10 protein-coding genes are annotated in these 20,801 nt (G+C 32.3%); 3 read left to right on the top strand and 7 right to left on the bottom strand.

The features are described 5' to 3' along the window. Positions 1-51: 51 nt before the first annotated feature. The 6 genes from VBY68_RS15220 to VBY68_RS15195 form a co-directional block, all read right to left on the bottom strand. The gene (locus VBY68_RS15220; RefSeq protein WP_415270214.1) at positions 52-1,620 is read right to left on the bottom strand and encodes a helix-turn-helix domain-containing protein; all 1,569 of its coding nucleotides are present in this window, start codon (positions 1,618-1,620) and stop codon (positions 52-54) included. A 149-nt stretch (positions 1,621-1,769) separates the two neighbouring features. Further along, positions 1,770-2,339 carry a TetR/AcrR family transcriptional regulator gene (locus VBY68_RS15215; protein WP_415270213.1) on the bottom strand — a complete coding sequence of 190 codons (570 nt, stop codon included), beginning with the start codon at positions 2,337-2,339 and terminating at the stop codon, positions 1,770-1,772. 10 nt (positions 2,340-2,349) lie between these two features. Further along, on the bottom strand, positions 2,350-3,750 hold the full coding sequence (locus VBY68_RS15210) for an efflux transporter outer membrane subunit (RefSeq protein WP_273695076.1): 1,401 nt from the start codon (positions 3,748-3,750) through the stop codon (positions 2,350-2,352). A gap of 2 nt (positions 3,751-3,752) precedes the next feature. Further along, complete coding sequence (locus VBY68_RS15205; RefSeq protein WP_415270212.1) at positions 3,753-6,890, bottom strand: efflux RND transporter permease subunit; 3,138 nt, start codon at positions 6,888-6,890, stop codon at positions 3,753-3,755. 11 nt (positions 6,891-6,901) lie between these two features. After that, positions 6,902-8,023, bottom strand: a complete 1,122-nt coding sequence (locus VBY68_RS15200) for an efflux RND transporter periplasmic adaptor subunit (RefSeq protein ID WP_124590470.1) — start codon at positions 8,021-8,023, stop codon at positions 6,902-6,904. Positions 8,024-8,053: 30 nt separating this feature from the next. Next, on the bottom strand, positions 8,054-8,530 hold the full coding sequence (locus tag VBY68_RS15195; protein WP_121147836.1) for a GbsR/MarR family transcriptional regulator: 477 nt from the start codon (positions 8,528-8,530) through the stop codon (positions 8,054-8,056). Between the two features lie 764 nt (positions 8,531-9,294). Here VBY68_RS15195 and VBY68_RS15190 point away from each other — a divergent pair. From VBY68_RS15190 to VBY68_RS15180, 3 genes are read left to right on the top strand one after another with little or no spacing between them, the layout of a single operon-like run. Beyond that, positions 9,295-16,245 carry a DUF7507 domain-containing protein gene (locus VBY68_RS15190; RefSeq protein WP_415270211.1) on the top strand — a complete coding sequence of 2,317 codons (6,951 nt, stop codon included), beginning with the start codon at positions 9,295-9,297 and terminating at the stop codon, positions 16,243-16,245. A gap of 15 nt (positions 16,246-16,260) precedes the next feature. After that, complete coding sequence (locus VBY68_RS15185; RefSeq protein ID WP_415270210.1) at positions 16,261-17,196, top strand: PorP/SprF family type IX secretion system membrane protein; 936 nt, start codon at positions 16,261-16,263, stop codon at positions 17,194-17,196. Between the two features lie 11 nt (positions 17,197-17,207). Further along, a complete protein-coding gene (locus tag VBY68_RS15180) occupies positions 17,208-19,157 on the top strand; it encodes an OmpA family protein (protein ID WP_415270209.1) in 1,950 nt (649 codons plus the stop codon). Between the two features lie 89 nt (positions 19,158-19,246). Here VBY68_RS15180 and cls read toward each other — a convergent pair whose 3' ends face one another. Further along, the gene (cls, locus tag VBY68_RS15175; protein WP_415270208.1) at positions 19,247-20,689 is read right to left on the bottom strand and encodes a cardiolipin synthase; all 1,443 of its coding nucleotides are present in this window, start codon (positions 20,687-20,689) and stop codon (positions 19,247-19,249) included. Between the last annotated feature and the right edge of the window lie 112 nt (positions 20,690-20,801).

Raw genomic sequence — 20,801 nt, 5'->3', positions numbered from 1 at the left:
TACCATTAAATAATAGGGCGCAAGATATAACCGTTTGTTGTTATAGAAGTATCATTCTATAGAGTGGAACCTATTTATTAGTTTTTTTCGGTACTCAGTAGGAGTATAACCTGTTTGTTCTTTAAACACACGGTTAAATGTTGTTTTACTTTTAAAACCAGAATCGTAGGCTACAGCAATTATTTTATAATCTTTATTGGCAGGTATTTCTAATATTTTTTTAGCTTCTTTTATTCGATACGAATTGATAAGTTGATAAAAACTTTTATCAAATTCAAACGAAAACACTTCGGATAAATGGTGGCTACTTAACGATAGTTTTTTTGCAAAATTTGCTTGAGTTAAATCGTGATTTAAGTATATCTTTTCTTCTTCTATTGCTTTTAATATTTTTTGCTGGTAAGAAACTCTATCTTCTTTTGACAATGAGGAATTTTTATATTTTTCAGAAGCTTCTTTTATCTTTCCTGTTATTTCATTTGTTTCTTTTATAACACTTTTATCTTCATTCTTTTTTATGTAAATCCAAAACACCCCTCCTAAACCAATTACACAAAACACACTAAACCACAACAAACTTTTTTGTTGTTCTGAAAGTAGCGCTTTTGTGTTTTCTTGTGCTAAAACTGTTTCTTCTCTTGCTCCAATTTCTGCTTTTAACTCTTCTGTAATAGCTTTCTTTTGATTCTTTAGAAAACTTATTCGGCTTTTGTTATATTTCTTTTCTGCATTTAAATAAGCTGTTGTTTTGTTTAGCTTTTGATATATTATAGTTAGATTTTTATAACATATCATTTCTATTTCTTCTATATTCTTTTCAGAAGCTATACTTAATGCTTGTTTTAAATATTCTTCCGCTTTATTGTAATGTTCTAACTTTAAATTTGCGACTCCTAAATTGACAAAAATCCATGCTTTTACTCTAGTATTTTTTTCAAAAGTCTTATATTTTCTAGCTCTATTAGCTATTTCAATTGATTTTTCATATTCTCCTAATTTATAATACGAACTACTGATATGGTTTAATGATGTTAAAACAATACTTTCATTTCCTGTTTCTTCTCCTATTTTTTTTACTTGCTGCGCATAAAACAGTGATTTTCCCTCATTATTTAAAGCTGAGTAGCTTGTTGATAAACCATTCAACGCAGCCATTTTTATTAAGTTAGGTTTCTTCATATAGGTAGTTTGCTTTAAAACCTTCTTCATGGTTTCTATACTTTTTTCATAAAGCTCAACATTATTATATGTGTTTCCTAAATTAACCAGCACTACAGTTTCAGCTTGTTTACTTTCTTGTATTGTTTTTGCTACAACTAATGCTTCTTTATACAATGCTATACCTTCTACATACTTTGTTTGCATGTTCAAGCTTATTGCTTGATTAACCATTGCTTTTACTTGTAGATCTTTTAGGTTATTCTCTTTAGAAATATTATAAAGAGAATCACTATAAACCTTATGAAGTTTGTAGTTTCCTTCCTTATAGTTTTCTTGTAGTTTTTCTAAATAACTCTCTGCTTTTTTCTGAACTTCAGCAAACTGTGAATCTACTTTATTCTGACTATACAACTGGGTTACAAGACTAAGTAATAGATATGTGATTATTTTTTTTAGCAAGTTTTATTTGTTTCCTACAAAAATACATCAAAAACTTTTCTCTATTCCTTTTTAATAACCATTTGATTTTCAAACATAAAAAAGTGTCTTGCAGATGTGATAACATACTACATGACACTTCTTATCAAAAACCACAAAAATTTGTGTATTTACTTAACGGGCTTTAGAGAGTTTAAATTATTAATAATCATATACTCTAATAGTATTTCTTTTGAGTAATCGTTAAACAAATTATCCGCATCAAACAAACGACTCTCTAGCCCGCTTAAATATAGCTTACTGAATAATTCAAGATCTACATCAGACCTTATTTCTCCATCCATTTTAGCTTCTTCTAGTAAATTCATTATATCTGTAGAAACAACATCTGTAGTAATTTCTTTATAAGCATCGTAAGCATTAGGGTAGTATTTCTTTAACCCAAAAATAAATGAAGGTTTAAACTTTTCTACGTACTTAAAAATTACTTTATATATCTCTATTACTTTATTTAATGCTGTTTTATCAGATTTTAAAATAGGTTCTATATCAATTTTGAATTCATTTATTAATTCTTTGATACTTTCAATTATCAGTTCCTCTTTTGAAGAAAAGCAAGCATAAATAGTTTTTTTTGAAATTCCGAGTAACTCAGCTATTTCATCCATTGTGGTATGCTTACTGCCAAATGCTATAAACTTTTCTTTGGCTACCTTAATAAGTTTAGACCTATTACTCATTGTAATTTATTTATTTCCAACCGCCTCCTAATGCTTCATATAAATTTACAACACTTAATAACTGATTTAACTTGTTATTGATAACATTTAACTCAGCATTTAAAGCTCTTTCTCTTGCTGTTAATAAATCTAAATAATTTGCATATCCGTTTTTTAACAGTTCTTCTGAATTTACCTCTGCTCTTCGTAAAGCCTCAACCTCATTTTGTCTGTATTCAAATTTTTCTGTTTCCGCATTATAATCGAAAAGTGCATTTGAAACTTCATTTCCGGCAGTTAACAAAGTCTTTTTAAAAGTTAATAATGCTTGTTCTTGTTGTGCTTTAGCTACCTCGTGTTGTGTTTTTATTTTTCTTTGATTGAAAATAGGCTGTGTTAAACCTCCTATAATATTTGCAAACAAAGAATTGGTGCTTAATAATTTATCTAACTCTAAACTCTGAAATCCTCCACTTGCTGTTACTGTTAACGATGGATAAAAATTACTTTTTGCAACATTTGTCATTTCAAAAGCATTGATTAAACCATATTCAGCAGCCATAACATCTGGTCTGTTTCTTAGTAAAGTTGCCGGTACACCTACTTTAATAGCTGCATCTAATTGTTGTTCCGAAAGTTTACTTCTTTCAATAACTACAGATGTTCTTCCTAGTAATAGGTTTAATGTATTTTCTATTTTGAAAATAGAGGCTTCTAAATCTACTTTTAATGCTTTTGCATTGTTATACTGTGCAATATTCTGATCTACTGCTACCTGATTTACTTGTCCCGCATCTTTAAGAGCTTTGATCGTATTTACACTACTCTCTCTCGTTTCAATAGTTTGTTCAGTAATTTTTAATTGAGCATCTAAAGCTACTAATTGATAATAGGTAGTTGCTATTGCTGAAACTAATTGAGTTTTCACTGCTTGATGCGCTGCTACACTTTGTAAATAACCTGCTTTTCCTGCTCGTTTATTACTGCGTATTTTACCCCAAATATCGGCTTCCCATGAAAGATTTCCAGTTACATCATACTGGTCTATACTTCCGTTAAAAAAAGATCCAAACTGGCTATTTTTTGCTAATTCTTGGTGAGTAGCTTTTGCTCCTACACTTAAAGTAGGGAAATATCCTGCTTTTCCTTGTTTCATATAAGCCTCTGCAGCTGCCATTTGCTGTATTGCTACACGGATGTCTAAGTTATTTTGAAGCCCTTCATCAATATATTGTTTCAAGTGAGCATCAGTAAACATATCTTTCCATGACACATCTGCCATTGAGATACTATCTTTTGGTAAATTATCTGTTCTATACAAGTGTTCTGTTTCTTTTAACTCTGGACGTGCATAATCCTTAGCAACAAAACAACTTTGTAAGGTTGTAGCCATTACGACTACAACCAAGGTTTTATTTAGTATACGTTTCATAATTAATCTTCTTTAGTTTCAATAACAACTGGCTTGCTTGATACTTTTTCTTGTAACCATTGGAATACTACAAATAGTACAGGGATAACAAATACTCCTATTAAAGTACCTATTAATAATCCTCCTGCTGCACCAGTTCCGATAGAGTTATTTCCTGCAGCTCCTACGCCTTTTGCTAATACTAACGGCATTAATCCAAGGATAAATGCAAATGAGGTCATTAAAATAGGTCTTAAACGCACTTTTGCTCCCTCAATAGCTGCTTCGTATAAGCTTTTTCCTTGTTTACGGCGTTGTATTGCAAATTCTACAATAAGAATTGCATTTTTAGCTAACAGACCTAATAGCATAATTAGAGCAATTTGGAAATAGATGTTGTTTTCTAATCCTGCTAAATATGTTGTGTAATAAGCTCCAGCCACCCCAATTGGTAATGAGAAAATTACTGATAGTGGTAATAGGTAACTCTCGTATTGTGCTGCTAATAAGAAATACACAAACAAAATACTAATCATAAAAATAATGTTAGACTGCCCTGATGATGCTATCTCTTCTCTAGTAATTCCTGAGTAAGCAACACTATAACCTTCTGGTAAATTGTTTTCTGCTAAGGTGTTTATTTTAGTAATTGCATCTCCTGTACTAAACCCTGGTGTTACTCCTCCGTTTACTGTTACAGAGTTAAACAGGTTGAAACGATTTACCGTTTGAGGACCATATACACGTTTTAAGCTTACAAATTGAGATATTGGTGTCATTTCTCCACTTGGAGTTTTTATAAACATACTATTTAGGCTTTCTTCATTTACTCTATCTTCAGGTAATGATTGTACAAAAACTCTAAATTGTTTTCCAAACCTACTAAAGTCTGCTGCATAATTACCCCCAACATATCCTTGTAGAGCAGAAAGTATAGAACTTGTTGACACTCCCGCTTCTTTAGCTCTTTCTACATTAATATCTAATTCTAACTGAGGAAAACCAGTATCAAAAGAGTTAGAAGCATATGCTATTTCTGGTTGTTGATTTAAAAGACCTACAAACTCTTTTGCTGTTGCATCCATTTCTGTTAATGGTTTTGCAGCGCGATCTAATAATCTCATTTCAAAACCATCTGCACTACCAAAACCTGGCACACTTGGTGGGGTAAAGAAAATAATATTCGCATCTGGTATCATTGCTGCTTTTCCGAATAATTGACCTACAATACTCTTTACAGATCCTGCGTCACTTTCTCTCTTATTCCAATCTTCCAAAATAATAAAGCCCATTGCATATGAACTACCTGAACCAGAGAAAAAGTTTCTTCCACTAATAAATGATGCTCCTTTTATTCCTTCAATACCTTTGATACTTTCATATAATTTTTCTGTTACTTTATATGATCTATCTAATGAAGAACCTGCTGGCAATTCAGCATTCATAAATATTACACCTCTATCTTCTGATGGTACAAAACCTGTAGGTATAGTATTACTTGCCCATACAATTGCTAAAACACTTAATCCTAAAATACCCGCAGTTACCCATTTATGTTTTACTAAAAAGCCTAACGATTGGGTATATTTATTAGTTACGGCGTTAAATCCAGCATTAAAAGCATCGTAAAAACGTTGTAATAATCCTTTTTTCTTATGATTATCATTATGTGGCTTTAACAATAGCGCACTTAATGCTGGTGTTAATGTTAAGGCGTTTACCGCAGAAATTAGGATGGCAACCATTAATGTTACTCCAAACTGCTCATAGAACACCCCTGATGGCCCTTGTATAAAAGTAATTGGCACAAATACTGCCATCATTACCAAAGTAATAGATACAATAGCTCCACTAATTTCACTCATGGCAGAAATTGATGCTTTTTTCGCACTCTCTGCTCCTTCTTCCAGTTTAGCATGTACTGCTTCTACTACCACAATGGCATCATCTACCACAATTCCAATTGCTAAGATTAAAGCGAATAATGTTAGCAGGTTGATAGAATATCCAAACAGGTTTAAGAAAAAGAACGTACCAATAATTGATACTGGAACTGCTATGGCTGGTATTAAGGTAGATTTAAAATCTTGTAAGAAAATGAACACTACAATAAACACTAATAAAAAGGCTTCAATCAAGGTACTTTTTACTTTGTCTACAGATGCTGTTAAGAACTTGTTTGTGTCATAATTAATGATATAATCTAATCCTTCTGGGAAATCTTTCTTTAAATCTTCTAGTTTTACATAAATATTCTCAATAATTTCCTGTGCATTAGATCCTGGTGTTTGAAAAACCCCAAAGTTAAGTGCTGGATTTCCGTTTGTACGTGATAATGACGAGTAAGAAAATGCATCTAACTCTACTTTTGCTACGTCTTTTACACGTAAAAACTGTCCATTTCCTAAAGCTTTTACAACAACGTTTTCATATTCTTTCGCTGTTTTATATCGTCCTTTATATTTGATTACATATTCAAAAGATTCTCCTGTGTTTTGCCCTAAAGATCCAGCTGCTGCTTCTAAACTTTGTTCATTAATAGCTGCTATTACTTCTCTTGGTTCTAACTTATATGATGCCATTTTTGCCGGGTCTAACCATACACGCATCGAATAATCTTTTGCTCCAAATACATTTACAGCCCCTACTCCAGAAACACGTTGTAATTCTGGTTTTACATTTATATTCAGGTAATTCTGAATAAAAACATCATCATATTCAGGATTAGTTGAAAATATAGCGGCATACAAAAGTGCTGAGTTTTGTTGCTTTGCTGTAATAACTCCAGCCCTTGTAACTTCTGAAGGTAATAAAGCATTAGCTCTAGCAACTCTGTTCTGTACGTTTACCGCAGCAATATCTGGGTCATAACCTTGTTCAAAGAAAACTTGAATACTTGCTGTACCTGTATTACTTGCTGTAGAAGTCATGTAAGTCATTCCTTCTACTCCATTTATTTGTTCTTCTATAGGAACAATAACACTTTCTAAAATTGTTTCGGCACTAGCTCCTGGATATGAAGCTGTAACCTGCACCGTTGGTGGTGCTATATCAGGATATTGCGTTACCGGTAATTGTGTTAATGACAGTACTCCTAATATTACTATGATAATAGAGATTACTGTAGAGAGTACCGGACGCTCTATAAATTTTTGTAACATGATTTTCTTAATTATTTAAATACTGTATCGAATGAGTTAACTATACTGTCTAAAGGTGTTGGAACAGGTTTAATTTTTGCTCCAGAACGTACTTTATTTAAACCTTTAGCCAAAATGGTTTGTTCTATTGACAATCCTGATTTTACTACATAAACTTTTCCTACTTGTGCTTCAACTTCAATAGTTTTTTCAGCCAAAGAATCATTATTTACTATATAAACATATACTTTACCTTGACGTTCAAATGTAGATTCTGAAGGTATAATTAATGCATCGTTATGCACTTTAGGTATTAAGATTGTGCCACTACTTCCGTTACGTAACAAACCTGCTTTATTATCAAACTTTGCTCTAAAGCTAATAGTTCCTGTTTGCTGGTTAATATCTCCTGCAATAGTTTCAATAACTCCTGTTTGCTCATATTCTTTTCCGTTAGCCAATAGTAACTTTACTGGTGGCAATTTTTTAATTTTTTCATCCATTGTCTCCCCTTCTGCTGAAGCAATAAAATTTAAAAACTCTTTTTCATTCATAGAAAAGTATGCATATACATTTTTTATAGAAGCTACTTTTGTTAGTGGCATTGCACTTTGTGCGCTTACTAAAGCTCCCTTTCTATAATTAATTGAACCTACAAATCCGTTTACAGGACTTTTTATATTAGCATAGTTAATATTAGCTACAATACTATTGTAAGCACTTTTTGCTTGTGCTAAGCTTGCTTTTGCTGTTTCTAATTGAACTGGACTAATAATATTCTTTTCTACTAATGGTTTTAGTTTATTAACTTCTACCTGTGCTGTATTTACAGCTGCTTTTGCTGCTTCTGCATCTTGACTTAATGATTGGGTTTCTAACTTAAACAGTAGTTGTCCTTGTTTAACTTTTTGCCCTTCTTTTACCAAAACGTTTTTTACGTATCCTGAAACTTTTGGTCTTATTTCACTATTTACTTCCCCTTCTATAGTTACAGGATAGCTTTGGTAATTTGTTATTGTTTTCTTCGCTACTTTAACTACCGGAAAAGGTAACGCTGTTGGTTTTTGTTGGTTTTGTTGTTGTTTTCCACAGCTTGAAAAAAATAATGCAACAATGCTAAGAATAGCAATACCGTATATATATTGATATTTCATTTTATGTATATAATAATTAGTGTTTGTGGTTTATAATTTTTCTTTCAGTTTTGTAATAGATTCTATAGCTCCATCTAAAAACTCAATAAAACTATCATGGAAATCAAGATCAAACTTATCGTCTTCTTCCAGTGTTTTATTAATATCTTCTTTATATTCTTTCACCTCTAGATGTAACTCCTTTTCAGCTTCCCATTCTTCTACCATACTGCTTATTCCTTGTAACATGGTATCATTATTAAGAATAAAGTATTTTTTTCTGTCTCCTGTTTTTGTAAAGTAACTTACCTTCTTTAATCCTTGTAAATGATTAAGGTGTGTTGAAATTGTACTTTTACTAGCACATAAACTAGAAACTAAATCTTCAAAGGTTGTTCCTTGTTTTCCGGTTAAAATAATGTACGAGAATATCCTTGCTGCTACTGGAGCCAACTGCTCTTTTTTTTCTAAAAAAATCCCGAGCTTCTCAACTAATTCACATTTTCTCTTTTCTGCTTGATTCATCATCATTAAAAATTTACTCTGCAAAAATAAGTTTTAGTTCGGAACAACCCGAACCAAACGAAGTTAAAAAAATGTTAATAGATTCTTAACAAACAGCAATCGTTTTAGTCTCTTAACAAGGACATATGACACTTCATACTCTAAAACAGTCCTAAAAAACACAAATTCAACACAATAAAAAAAACACCGCAAAATAAATTTTACTGATTATTATATTTTATTTTAATGTTTTTTTTATTATATTCACAAAGAATTAATAATTTAAGTATTGATTTTATCGCGAAGAATCAATATCTTTTTATTAAAAAAGTACCCTTAAAGTTAAAATACTATTTACTGTCAATAATTGGCTGTTGGAAACTAAGTAACTCCTTTTTGGTTTTACTGGAACACATTTAAGTTTTTTTAATTTAAGCTCTCGCATCATGATTACTTATCTCTTACCTCATCAAAAAGGTTAGCTATAATTAATACTATTATTTCTCACCAAAATTTTTAACACGACCTACTGCTACTTCATCAACCATGCTGTTGCTTTTTAGACTACCATTAATGGAAGCCTTATAACTATATCTAATACTCAGTAACTAATTATACCCCCGTAAAATGAACTCTGATTTATTGCTTTGTTAAAAAATTAGCTATCACATCTTAATATTTAGAAGCTTTTTTACAACATTATTAAACTAATGTAATGACTGTCTGTGTCCACAAACCACTATCTAGGACTTGACGGGTTCTTTACAATGTCTAACCAATCAACTATTATGAAAAGAATTACCCAAACGTACTTAACGTTGCAAAAAACTTGCATACAATTCAAATTCACTTCTTTATTTTTCTTGTTTTTAATTCTTACATCCTTTTCTGAAAAAAGAAGTTTAAGTGACAATATTAATCTCTCTCCGCCAATAGTAGTTCCTTGTAACACTGATTCTCCTGTTGCTATTATTGCATCTAGTTTTACTGATTTAACAGTAAACGAAAACACTGATGGTCTGTGTTTGTTAGGATGCGGAATTTCTAATCTTAACAATTTAACAGATTCAGATCTTACAAACTACACCACTGTATCTACATTGCTAGGATTAGGAGTAACCCATACAATTACAGCAACCGATGAAACAACCGATGAATATTTTGAAGCTGGAAGTTATGCTGGTTTTTTAATAGAAAACGTTTCTGTAGCTCAAATAGATTTACTCGGTTCAATCACCATAAGAACTTATCTAAACGGTGCTGAACAAGAAACAAGTTCTGGAAATTCATTGGTAACATTAGATAGCTCTCTACTTAATAATGATCAATTCTATGTAGGCTTTTATACAACTTTAGATTATGATAGTATTGAAATTTCCGCTACTAGTTTAGCTGGTATTGCATCAAGCACTAATATTTATTATCCTGTTACTAACAGTTTTTGCGTTGGTCCTACTTTAGAGTCCAATACCCCTACTGTACTAAACAAACCTGATTTTCCTGCTCGTATTGTTGATGAACGTACTGGAATGGGAGGTCTTCTAAATGTTGGTACTGTTACAAACACCAATTCAGCAATTGATTCAAACAGTAACACATACGCTAGTATTGATTTTACCATAGGAGTTATAGCTACTGGTAGTATTTCAATAAAAGATGAATTAACAAATTATCTTGCAAAAACTTATGTAGGTTTTGATATTGAAAATGCATCTGTTTTAAATCTAGAACTACTTGATGGGATTACCATAACAACTTATTTAGATGGAGTTCTACAAGAAGTTAAAACAGGAAGCTCTGAACTACTATCCGTAGACAGCGGCTTGTTATTTACTGGAACTGAACGTTCTCAAGTAGGTTTTGTTACTTCATTCCCTTTTGATGAAGTTCAATTATCCATTCAACAGACTCTTTCTTTAGATTTAGGAAGCACTAGAGTTTATGGTCTCATATTAGAAGCTTTTAGTGAGGGTGATTTAAACTGTGATACAGCTACATTATTAAATAATCCTTCTCAACCTGTAATAATTAATAACACAAACACTGGTGTAAACGGAGTAGCTTGTGTAGCTTGTGAAGTAGATAACGCAACAAATATTATTAGCGAAAGTGAATCTGACTTTGCTATGATAAATGTAACTACTGGTGTTGCAAGCACAGCTTCTATTTCCGTTGAAAATGTACTAAGTAATTTTACTTCTGGAAGTTCTGCAGGTTTTGTTATTAGGGATACAAATGACCTTTTACAAATAGATTTATTAAACTCTCTAACTATAACAACATATTTAGATGGGTCAGTACAAGAAACACAATCTGGAAATAATTTACTAGCTCTTGAAGCATTGGGGTTAATAAATATAACTCCATCTACAACTAATGGTTTTTATTTAGTAGGGTTTTCTACTTCACTTGAATACGATGAAATTCAGCTTACTGTCAGTTCACTCGCTGCTACTATTAATAGTATAGAAGTTTATGGTAGCTATATAGACAATTCAATAAAAATATCTGGAAATACAATAAAAGAAACATCTATAGGAGCTTCAGATGGAAGTATTTCTCTATCTATATCTGGAGGAACACCTCCTTACACCTATCTATGGAGTCCTGGAGGTCAAACATCTTCTTCTATTTCTGGTTTAACCCAAGGAAGCTACAATGTAACAGTAACAGATGCTAACGGGTGTCAATCTACAGCAGAATATATTATTTTTACTGATGGTGTACAATATCCTATTCCTTGTAATACAGAAAATCCTGTAGCTATAACAAATGATAATTTTACAGATTTAACAGTAGGTGAAAATACTTCTGGACTCTGTGTAGTAGGCTGTGGAATTTCAGACGCTAATAATATTATAGATACCGATCCTTCTAGCTTTGCTTCTGTATCAACGCTTGTTGGTCTTGGAGTAACACATACTTTAACAGTAACAGATAATACAGCTAGTGAGTTTATCGAATCAGGTGGTTATGCAGGTTTTTTGATAGAGAATACTTCCTTGCTTCAAGCCGATCTTTTAAATGCTATTACAATAACAACTTATCTTGATGGAACACAGCAAGAAACGAATACAAGTACTTCCTTACTAACTTTAGATAGTCCTATTTTAGGAGACGATCAATTTTACGTTGGCTTTTACACCTCAATGAATTATGATGCCGTTGAAATCTCTATTTCAAGTTTAGCTGGAGTAGCATCAACAACAAACATTTATGCAGCTGTAACAAATAGATTTTGTGAAGGACCTGAATTAACTTGTAACACGGCTACTCAACTTACCAAACCAAACTTTCCTGTTAGAGCTGTAGAGGAGCATACAGGAAATGGAGGGCTTTTAACACTGGGAAGCGTTAACAACATTAACAATGCTATCGATTCTGACACTTCAAACTATGCTTCTATAAACTTATTAGCTGGGGTAGCAGGTACAGCATCTATAGCTTATAAAAACGAAATTACCGATTATGCCGCTGATACTTTTGCTGGTTTTGATATTGAAAACACCACTCTTCTAAACACTCAATTGTTTGACGCCATTACTATTTCAACTTATTTAGATGGAGTACTTGTTGAATCAAAAACAGGTGCAACCGAGTTACTTCCTGTATATTCTGGATTATTGTTAACAGGAAGTCAATCTGTACGATTAGGATTCATAACCACAGCCCCCTTTGACGAAGTACAACTTTCTATAACACAAACTCTTTCTTTAAATTTAGGTAGTACCCGAATTTATGGAATGGTACTTCAATCTTTCTGCCCAGGAACAATTAATTGTGATGAACCTTACGTAATATCAAACCCCAGTAATTCGGTTATTATTAACAACGAAAATACAGGAACCGACGGTGTTGCTTGTATTGCTTGCGAAGTTGACAATGCCGTAAATGTTATATCTGAAGACAATTCTGATTATGCTCTTATAAACATTGTAGCTGGTGTAGCAGGAAGTGCTTCAATTTCAGTTCAAGATGTACTTGTTGATTACCCTGCTAGTACACAAGCTGGATTTGTGATTAGAGATACAAATGATTTACTTCAAGCAGACTTGTTAAATACACTCACCATCACAACTTATCTTGATGGCTTTCAACAAGAACAACAAACAGCAAACAACCTACTCGCTCTTGAAGCTCTAGGTTTAGTAAATATTACTCCAACTAGCACAGATAGTTTTTATGTTGTAGCTTTTGACACTAGCACTAGTTTTGATGAAGTTCAATTAACTGTAAACTCATTAGTTGCAGCAGTAAACTCAATTGAAGTTTACGGTGGATATATTGATGCTACTAGTACATCTTTTTGTCAACAAGCAGATATTGCTTTATTGAAAGAAGGTGTTTTTAATGACCTAGATAATGACGGATGTGCAAATCCAGGTGAAACAATTACATATACTTATACCGTAACCAATACAGGCAATGTTAGTATTACAAACGTTGAATTAACAGACCCTATTTCTCCTTCTCCTTTAACATTAGACTCTGGTGATACTGATGGTGATAACGAACTAGATGTTGACGAAACATGGATATACTCACTAGACTATATTATTACTCAAGATGATATTGACAATGGTTCTGTTACTGGTCAAGCTACTGTAACTGGAGTGAGCGCAGGAGGAACTAACGTAAGTGATCTATCTGACGATAACAGCATATTAGAAGACGATCCAACTATAGTTAGTTTATGCCAAACTGAAGATATAGCATTGATTAAACAAGGTACAATTAATGATGAAAACGGTGATGGTTGTAGCGATGATGGAGAAACTATAACTTTTTCCCTTTCTGTAATAAACACAGGAAACACAACACTAAATTCGGTAGTCGTAATCGACCCCTTAATATCAGTTTCTTACAGTTCAGGAGACACTGACTCAGATAATGAATTAGATGTTGATGAAGTGTGGATATACACAGGGTCTTATATTATTACTCCGCCTGATATCGCAAATACATCTGTAGAAAATCAAGCAACTGTACAAGCAAGTACCGTTTCCGGAGGTACAGTAACTGATGCATCAGACGACAACAGTATTTTAGAGGATGACATAACATCTATTGATTTATGTCAAGCACCAGATATCGCCATTGTTAAAACAGCTACTTTTAACGATGAAAATTCAGATGGGTGTAGTAATGTTGGTGAAACTATAACGTATACAATGACAGTTACCAACCAAGGAAATACTGGTTTAGTAAATGTAACTGTAAATGATCCTCTACTAGGTGGAGTTGTTACTCTAGATTCAGGAGATTTAAACACAAACAACACACTTGATGTAGGTGAAATTTGGATTTACACTGCTGATTACGCCTTAACACAAATAAATATTGATACTGGATCAATTACTAATCAAGCTACAGCTAGTGGAGAATCATCACTAGGCGTAATTGTTACAGATTTATCTGATGACAATAGTGTACTTGAAGACGACCAAACACAAACTACACTATGCCAATCCGATAGTATTGCACTTATTAAGACAGCCACTTTCAATGACGAAAATACTGATGGTTGTAGCGACGTAGGAGAAACAATAACTTACAACTTTACGCTTACAAACACAGGAAATACTACTATTACAAATGTAGTACTTACTGATCCAATGCTTGGTGGTACAATTACTCTTGCATCTGGTGACACTAACACTGACAATCAACTTGACATTAATGAAACTTGGAGTTATTCTGCTAATTATACTATTACTCAAGCTAACATTGATAATGGTTCAGTAAACAACCAAGCAACTGTTACAGGCACAAGTATTAGCGGTAATAATGTAAGTGATTTATCTGATAATGATAGTGTACTTGAAGATGATCAAACACAAACTACATTGTGTCAATCCGATGGTGTTGCACTTATTAAGACAGCCACTTTCAATGACGAAAATACTGATGGTTGTAGCGACGTAGGAGAAACAACAACTTACAACTTTACGCTTACAAACACAGGAAATACTACTATTACAAATGTAATTCTTACTGATCCAATGCTTGGTGGTACAATTACTCTTGCGTCTGGTGACACTGACAGTGACAATCAACTTGATATTAATGAAACTTGGAATTATTCTGCTAATTACACCATTACTCAATCTGATATTGATAACGGTTCTGTAAACAACCAAGCAACTGTTACAGGTACAAGTATCAGTGGTAATAATGTAAGTGACTTATCTGATAATGATAGTATTCTTGAAGACGATCAAACACAAACTACATTGTGTCAATCCGATGGTATTGCGCTTATTAAAACAGCTACTTTCAATGATGAGGATACTGATGGTTGTAGTGATATTGGTGAAACAATAACTTATAACTTTACACTAACCAACACAGGAAATACAAGCATTACAAATGTTGTTCTAACCGACCCTATGCTTGGTAGTACAATTACTCTTGCGTCTGGTGACACTGACAGTGACAATCAACTTGATATTAATGAAACTTGGAGTTATTCTGCTAGTTACACTATTACCCAAACTAATATTGATAATGGTTTTGTAAACAACCAAGCGACTGTTACAGGTACAAGTATTAGCGGTAATAATGTAAGTGACTTATCTGATAATGATAGTATTCTTGAAGATGACCAAACACAAACTACATTATGTCAATCCGATGGTATCGCGCTTATTAAAACAGCTACTTTCAATGATGAGGATACTGATGGTTGTAGTGATATTGGTGAAACAATAACCTATAACTTTACACTAACCAACACAGGAAATACAAGCATTACAAATGTTATTCTAACCGACCCTATGCTTGGTGGCACAATTACTCTTGCTTCAGGTGATACCGATAGCGATAATCAACTTGATTCTAATGAAACCTGGAACTACACTTCCAATTACGCTATTACACAAGCTGATATTAATAATGGCTCTATAAGTAATCAGGCAACCGTTACAGGTACGAGTACTAATGGAAATGATGTAAGCGATTTATCAGACAATGACAATATTCTTGAAGACGACCAAACTCAAACTACATTGTGTCAACCCAATAGTATTTCTCTTGAAAAAGTAAGCACCTTTAATGATACTAATGGAGATGGATATGCAAATGCTGGAGAAACAATAACATATAGTTTTATTGTATACAACACTGGTGCTACAACATTATATAACATTACTTTACAAGATAATTTGCCTGGTATTACCATCAACGGTAACACCATTCCCCAACTATTACCCGGTGAAGTAGATAGCACAACCTTTACTGCTATTTATGTTATAACTGAGCAAGACTTAGCAAATGAATCCGTCACTAATCAAGCCTTAGTTACTGCAGAGGATTCTTCTGGAGATTCAATTACTGATACTTCAGACGACCCAGAAAATCTAGATGATATTGATATTGATAATGATGGTGATCCAGATGACCCTACAATAACAGATTTACCTGTTGAAGAAATTGCTTTTGAAATTTTTAATGCTGTTTCTCCTGACCAAGATGGAGCAAATGACTTCTTCCGTATTAACGGTATTGAAAATTACCCTAATAATAATTTAAAGGTTTTCAACAGATGGGGTGTTTTAGTTTATCAAACTGATGCTTATGGAATTAATGGAAATTTATTTAGAGGAATATCTGAAGGACGTGCAACAGTTAGCAAAGATCAAAAACTGCCCACTGGTACGTATTTCTATATACTCACACGATGGAACTCCAACCAAGAAGCTATGACTAACAAAGGATATTTATATCTAAAAAGAAACTAAAAAGCGCTAAACCTAATGAAACATTATTCTATATTACTATTAATAATTATTAGTGTAAATGTGTGTTTTTCTCAACAAGATCCACAATACACTCAATACATGTATAATACTCAAGTTGTAAACCCAGGTTATATCGGTTCAAAAAATGCTCTTGGTTTAGGTTTACTATACAGAACACAATGGGCAGGATTTGAAGGAGCTCCAAATACTGGAACTTTTACTTTTAATATGCCTTTGGGTACCTTAAAACGAAACGCAATAGGGCTTTCTATTATTAATGATGAAATAGGTCCTTCTAACGAAACAGGTATTACAATAGATTATGCATACTCCTTAATTTTATCAGGACGTTCAAGAATATCCTTTGGTATTAAAGGAGGACTGAGTATACTAGATGTAGATTATTCTAAGCTGAATATATACGATGATAGCGATTGGCAATTTGCAGAAAACATTGATAAAAAAGTACAACCCCAAATAGGTGCAGGTATTTACTATAATAATGACAGACTCTACCTTGGGTTATCAGTACCTAATTTTTTTAATTCTAAACATTATAATTCAAACAGTACCAATAACAGTAATGAAGATGCTATAGCTATAGAGCGTTTGCATTATTTCTTAATAGCAGGTTATGTTTTCGATATTAGTGAAAACCTAAAATTTAAACCTGCAACAATGTTTAAATGGGTTAATGGGTCTCCTTTACAAGCTGATTTATCTGCAAATTTTTTATTCAACAATAAATTTACCCTTGGAGTCTCTTATCGATGGGACGCTGCAATTAGCGCCATGGCAGGATTTCAAATAACTAATCAGTTATTCTTAGGAATGGGATATGATTTTCAAACTACTGATATCGAAGACCACAGTAATGGTTCTTACGAATTCTTTTTAAGGTTTGACATCTTCAATAATCCTGAACGCATACTAACACCAAGATTCTTCTAAACTTTAATATCATGAAAAAGCATTATTTAATTTTCTACTTTTTATTTGCTTTGTTAAGCACCTCTGCTTTTGCTCAAATTGCATTGGTTGAAAAGGCAAACACAAAGTATAATACCTACGACTTTATAGATGCCCGAAAAATTTATTTAAAAGTCGTTGAAAAGAACTATGGATCAGCTGAAATTTATAGAAAGCTGGGAAACACATACTATTTTAACAGTAATTATTCAAAAGCTGCGAAATGGTATTATAATTTAATTGATCGATTTCCAAACGAAGCCCTTACAGTTGATTATTTTAGAGCGGCACAATGTTTAAAAAGTATCAACCAACCTGAAGAAGCTGAGAAACTCATGGAAATATATAGATTTAAGGGAGGAAAAATTACTTCTTTAGATTCTTATAAAAATGTCGCTGATACTTTATTTAAAAAAGGTGTACATGACAAACTTTTTGAAATAGAAAAAATTCCTGTTAATACAGAGTATTCAGATTTTGGACCAGCTTTTTATGGTGACAATATTGTCTTTGCTTCAAGTAGAAAAAATCCATCTTTATCAAAAGAACAGACCGATGAGCTTGCAGGATGGGATGAACAACCTTTTTTAAACTTATATCAGGTATCATTAGATAAAGACATGAATTTTGGAAAAGTAAAAGCTTTTAACAAAAACGTTAACTCTCCTTATCATGAATCTACTGCTGTTTTTACAAAAGATGGAAACACAATGTATTTTACTAGAAACAACTACTTAAATGGTAAAAAGAAAAGAGATAGAGATCATGTAGTTAGACTCAAAATATACAAAGCTACTAGAAATGGAAATTCTTGGGAAAACATACAAGAACTTCCTTTTAATAGTGATAACTACTCCGTTGGGCATCCAACTCTTAGTCCTGACGAAGATAGACTCTACTTTTCTTCTGACATGCCCGGTAGTTTAGGGATGTCTGATATTTGGTATGTAAAAATCTTAGGTGAAGATATTTATACAAGTCCTGTAAATCTTGGTAACAAAATTAACACGACTGAAAGAGAAACATTCCCTTTTGTAAGTGATGAAAACAATCTATACTTCTCAAGTGATGGGCATTCAGGTATGGGAGGTTTAGACATTTTTGTAACAAAACTTGAAGAAAATTCTCATGGAGAAGTTTCTACTTTTGGAGAACCTATAAACAGTCCAAAAGACGATTTCGGCTTCATTATAAAAGAAGATAGAATAGGATACTTTACATCTAATCGTGATGGTAAAGAAGGAAGCAAGAGCGACGATATTTATCAAATTTGGGAACGTTGTGAAATTACAATTCAAGGACCAGTAATGGATAAAAATACTGGCGAATTAATTCCAAATGCAGAAGTTACTTTAATAGATAGCAACAATAAAGAAGTCAAAACAGTTACTGTGGGCAATGATGCTACTTTTACTTTTCTATTAGACTGTCAAGAACAGTATACTTTGAGAGCAAAGAAAGAGAAGTATCACCCAAAAGAAAAAGTTATAGAAACTCCTAACAATCCTAAAACTATAAAAATGCCAATTAAGCTAAACATGCCTTTAGCTTTAGAGCTCTCTGACCCTTGTCCTCCAAATGATTTAGGATGTAGATTAACGTTACAACCTATCTATTTTGATTATGACAAATCTAATATTCGTCCTGATGCTGAAATTGAACTAGCTAAAATTCTGGCCGCATTAAAAGAATATCCTACTTTAAAAATTCATATTGAATCACATACTGATTCTAGAGGTAATGATTTATACAATTCAAAATTATCTGAAAATAGAGCACAGGCTACATTAAACTGGTTTCTTAAAAAAGGAATCGATATAACAAGGTTAACTGCAAAAGGATATGGAGAATCGGAACTTATTAACAAATGTAATAACCAAACTACGTGTAGTGAAGACGAACATCAGCTCAATCGTAGATCCATGTTTATAATTAAAGAATAAAACAATTTAAGAAAGCTCTTTTTGTTAAATATACGGCGGTAAAACTTCTTATCCTTGAGAAGTTTTACTGCTACTTTTATTTAATTCTACTATAAAATAGGAGCTAATAAACGAGCTACTCTTTCTGTAAAACGTATTAAAACAGGTCTGCTATTCCATTGGTTTAACTCTATTTTTTCGCTATCCTTTAAATCTTCCAAGAAAGCTTTTTTTAACTGACCTGCAAAATCTTTGTCATAAACCAACGCATTAATTTCAAAATTTAAATCAAAACTACGTTCATCTAAATTTGCTGTCCCTACAGAACAAACTAACTCATCAAATACCATAGTTTTTGCGTGTACAAATCCTTTTTTATATCTATAAACCTCTACTCCTATCTCTAAAACTTCTTTATAAAAAGAATTCGATACTCCGTTTACTAATTTCGAATCTGAAACACTTGGCACCAATAACTTTATAGAAACCCCACTCAAACTAGCTATTTTAAGAGCATCTAAAAAAGAAGCTCTAGGCACAAAGTATGGAGTAGTAATTAATATTTCTTTTTTTGATAACAGTATTGCTTGAATAAGTGCATACATAATATCTGGATGATCAGAATCAGGTCCGCTTGAAATTACCTGTACTAATTGCTTATACTCACTTACCTTTTCTTCGTTACTTACAGGGAAAAGCTCTTCTTCAACAACAACATTTTGATCAGCACAAAAATTCCAGTCTGCTAAAAAAACACGTTGTAAGTTTAAAACAGCTAGCCCTTCAATTTTTATATGTGTATCTCTCCAGTAACAATTAAATTTATTAGGATTAATATATCTTTCAGAAACATTAACACCACCTACAAAACCAACCTTACCATCTATAACAATAATTTTTCTATGATTTCGGTAATTAATTCTATTAGCTAACAATAACCATTTAATTTTGTAAAAAGGATATGCCTCTACCCCACTATCAATTAAAGATTTCACAAACGATTTTCGAATATCCTTACTTCCAAAATCGTCGTAAATAAAACGCACTTTAACTCCTTGTTTAGCCTTCTCTTTTAAAACCTCTCCTATTTCATTTCCTATAGTATCATTTTGATAAATATAATACTCAATATGAATATGGTTTTTAGCTGCTTTTAAAGCCTCAATAACTTCTGGGAATTTACGTTCTCCATTTAAAAGTAAACTAACTTTATTATTATTTGTTAAAACATTTTCTTTGTGTATAAACTTAGTTAAGTTATAAAAATGCCCTAAATGACTTTTGGAAGTTGATAACGTTGTTTCAGTATAGTTTTTGAGTTTTTCTTTAAGCTCAAAGAAAATACTCTTATCTACTTCAAGCTTTTTATTGTAAAGTTTATAAGTTCTATGATTTATTCCTACTGTTAAATAGATAATGATACCTCCTACAGGAAACAGAATCAGCAAAAACAAATAAGCTATTGCTTTAGGTGGTGTTGAAGTATTAATAATAATAACAGCAATTGTAGCAATAATAGCTATATATAAAATTATAAGTAGTGTAGTTATCAAAATAAAAGTATCTTTTTATGCTAAATATATTTAAAATATTAATACAAGTTAATTTTGAAAGTCAATATCTTATCTATAATTTTAACTCATAAAAACATTAATAAAAAATACA

It is taken from the genome of Tenacibaculum ascidiaceicola, assembly GCF_047470925.1.
Taxonomy (GTDB): Bacteria; Bacteroidota; Bacteroidia; order Flavobacteriales; family Flavobacteriaceae; genus Polaribacter; species Polaribacter discolor.
The sequence above is the reverse complement of the archived record's forward strand: the minus strand, read 5'-3'. Positions and strand labels throughout refer to the sequence as shown.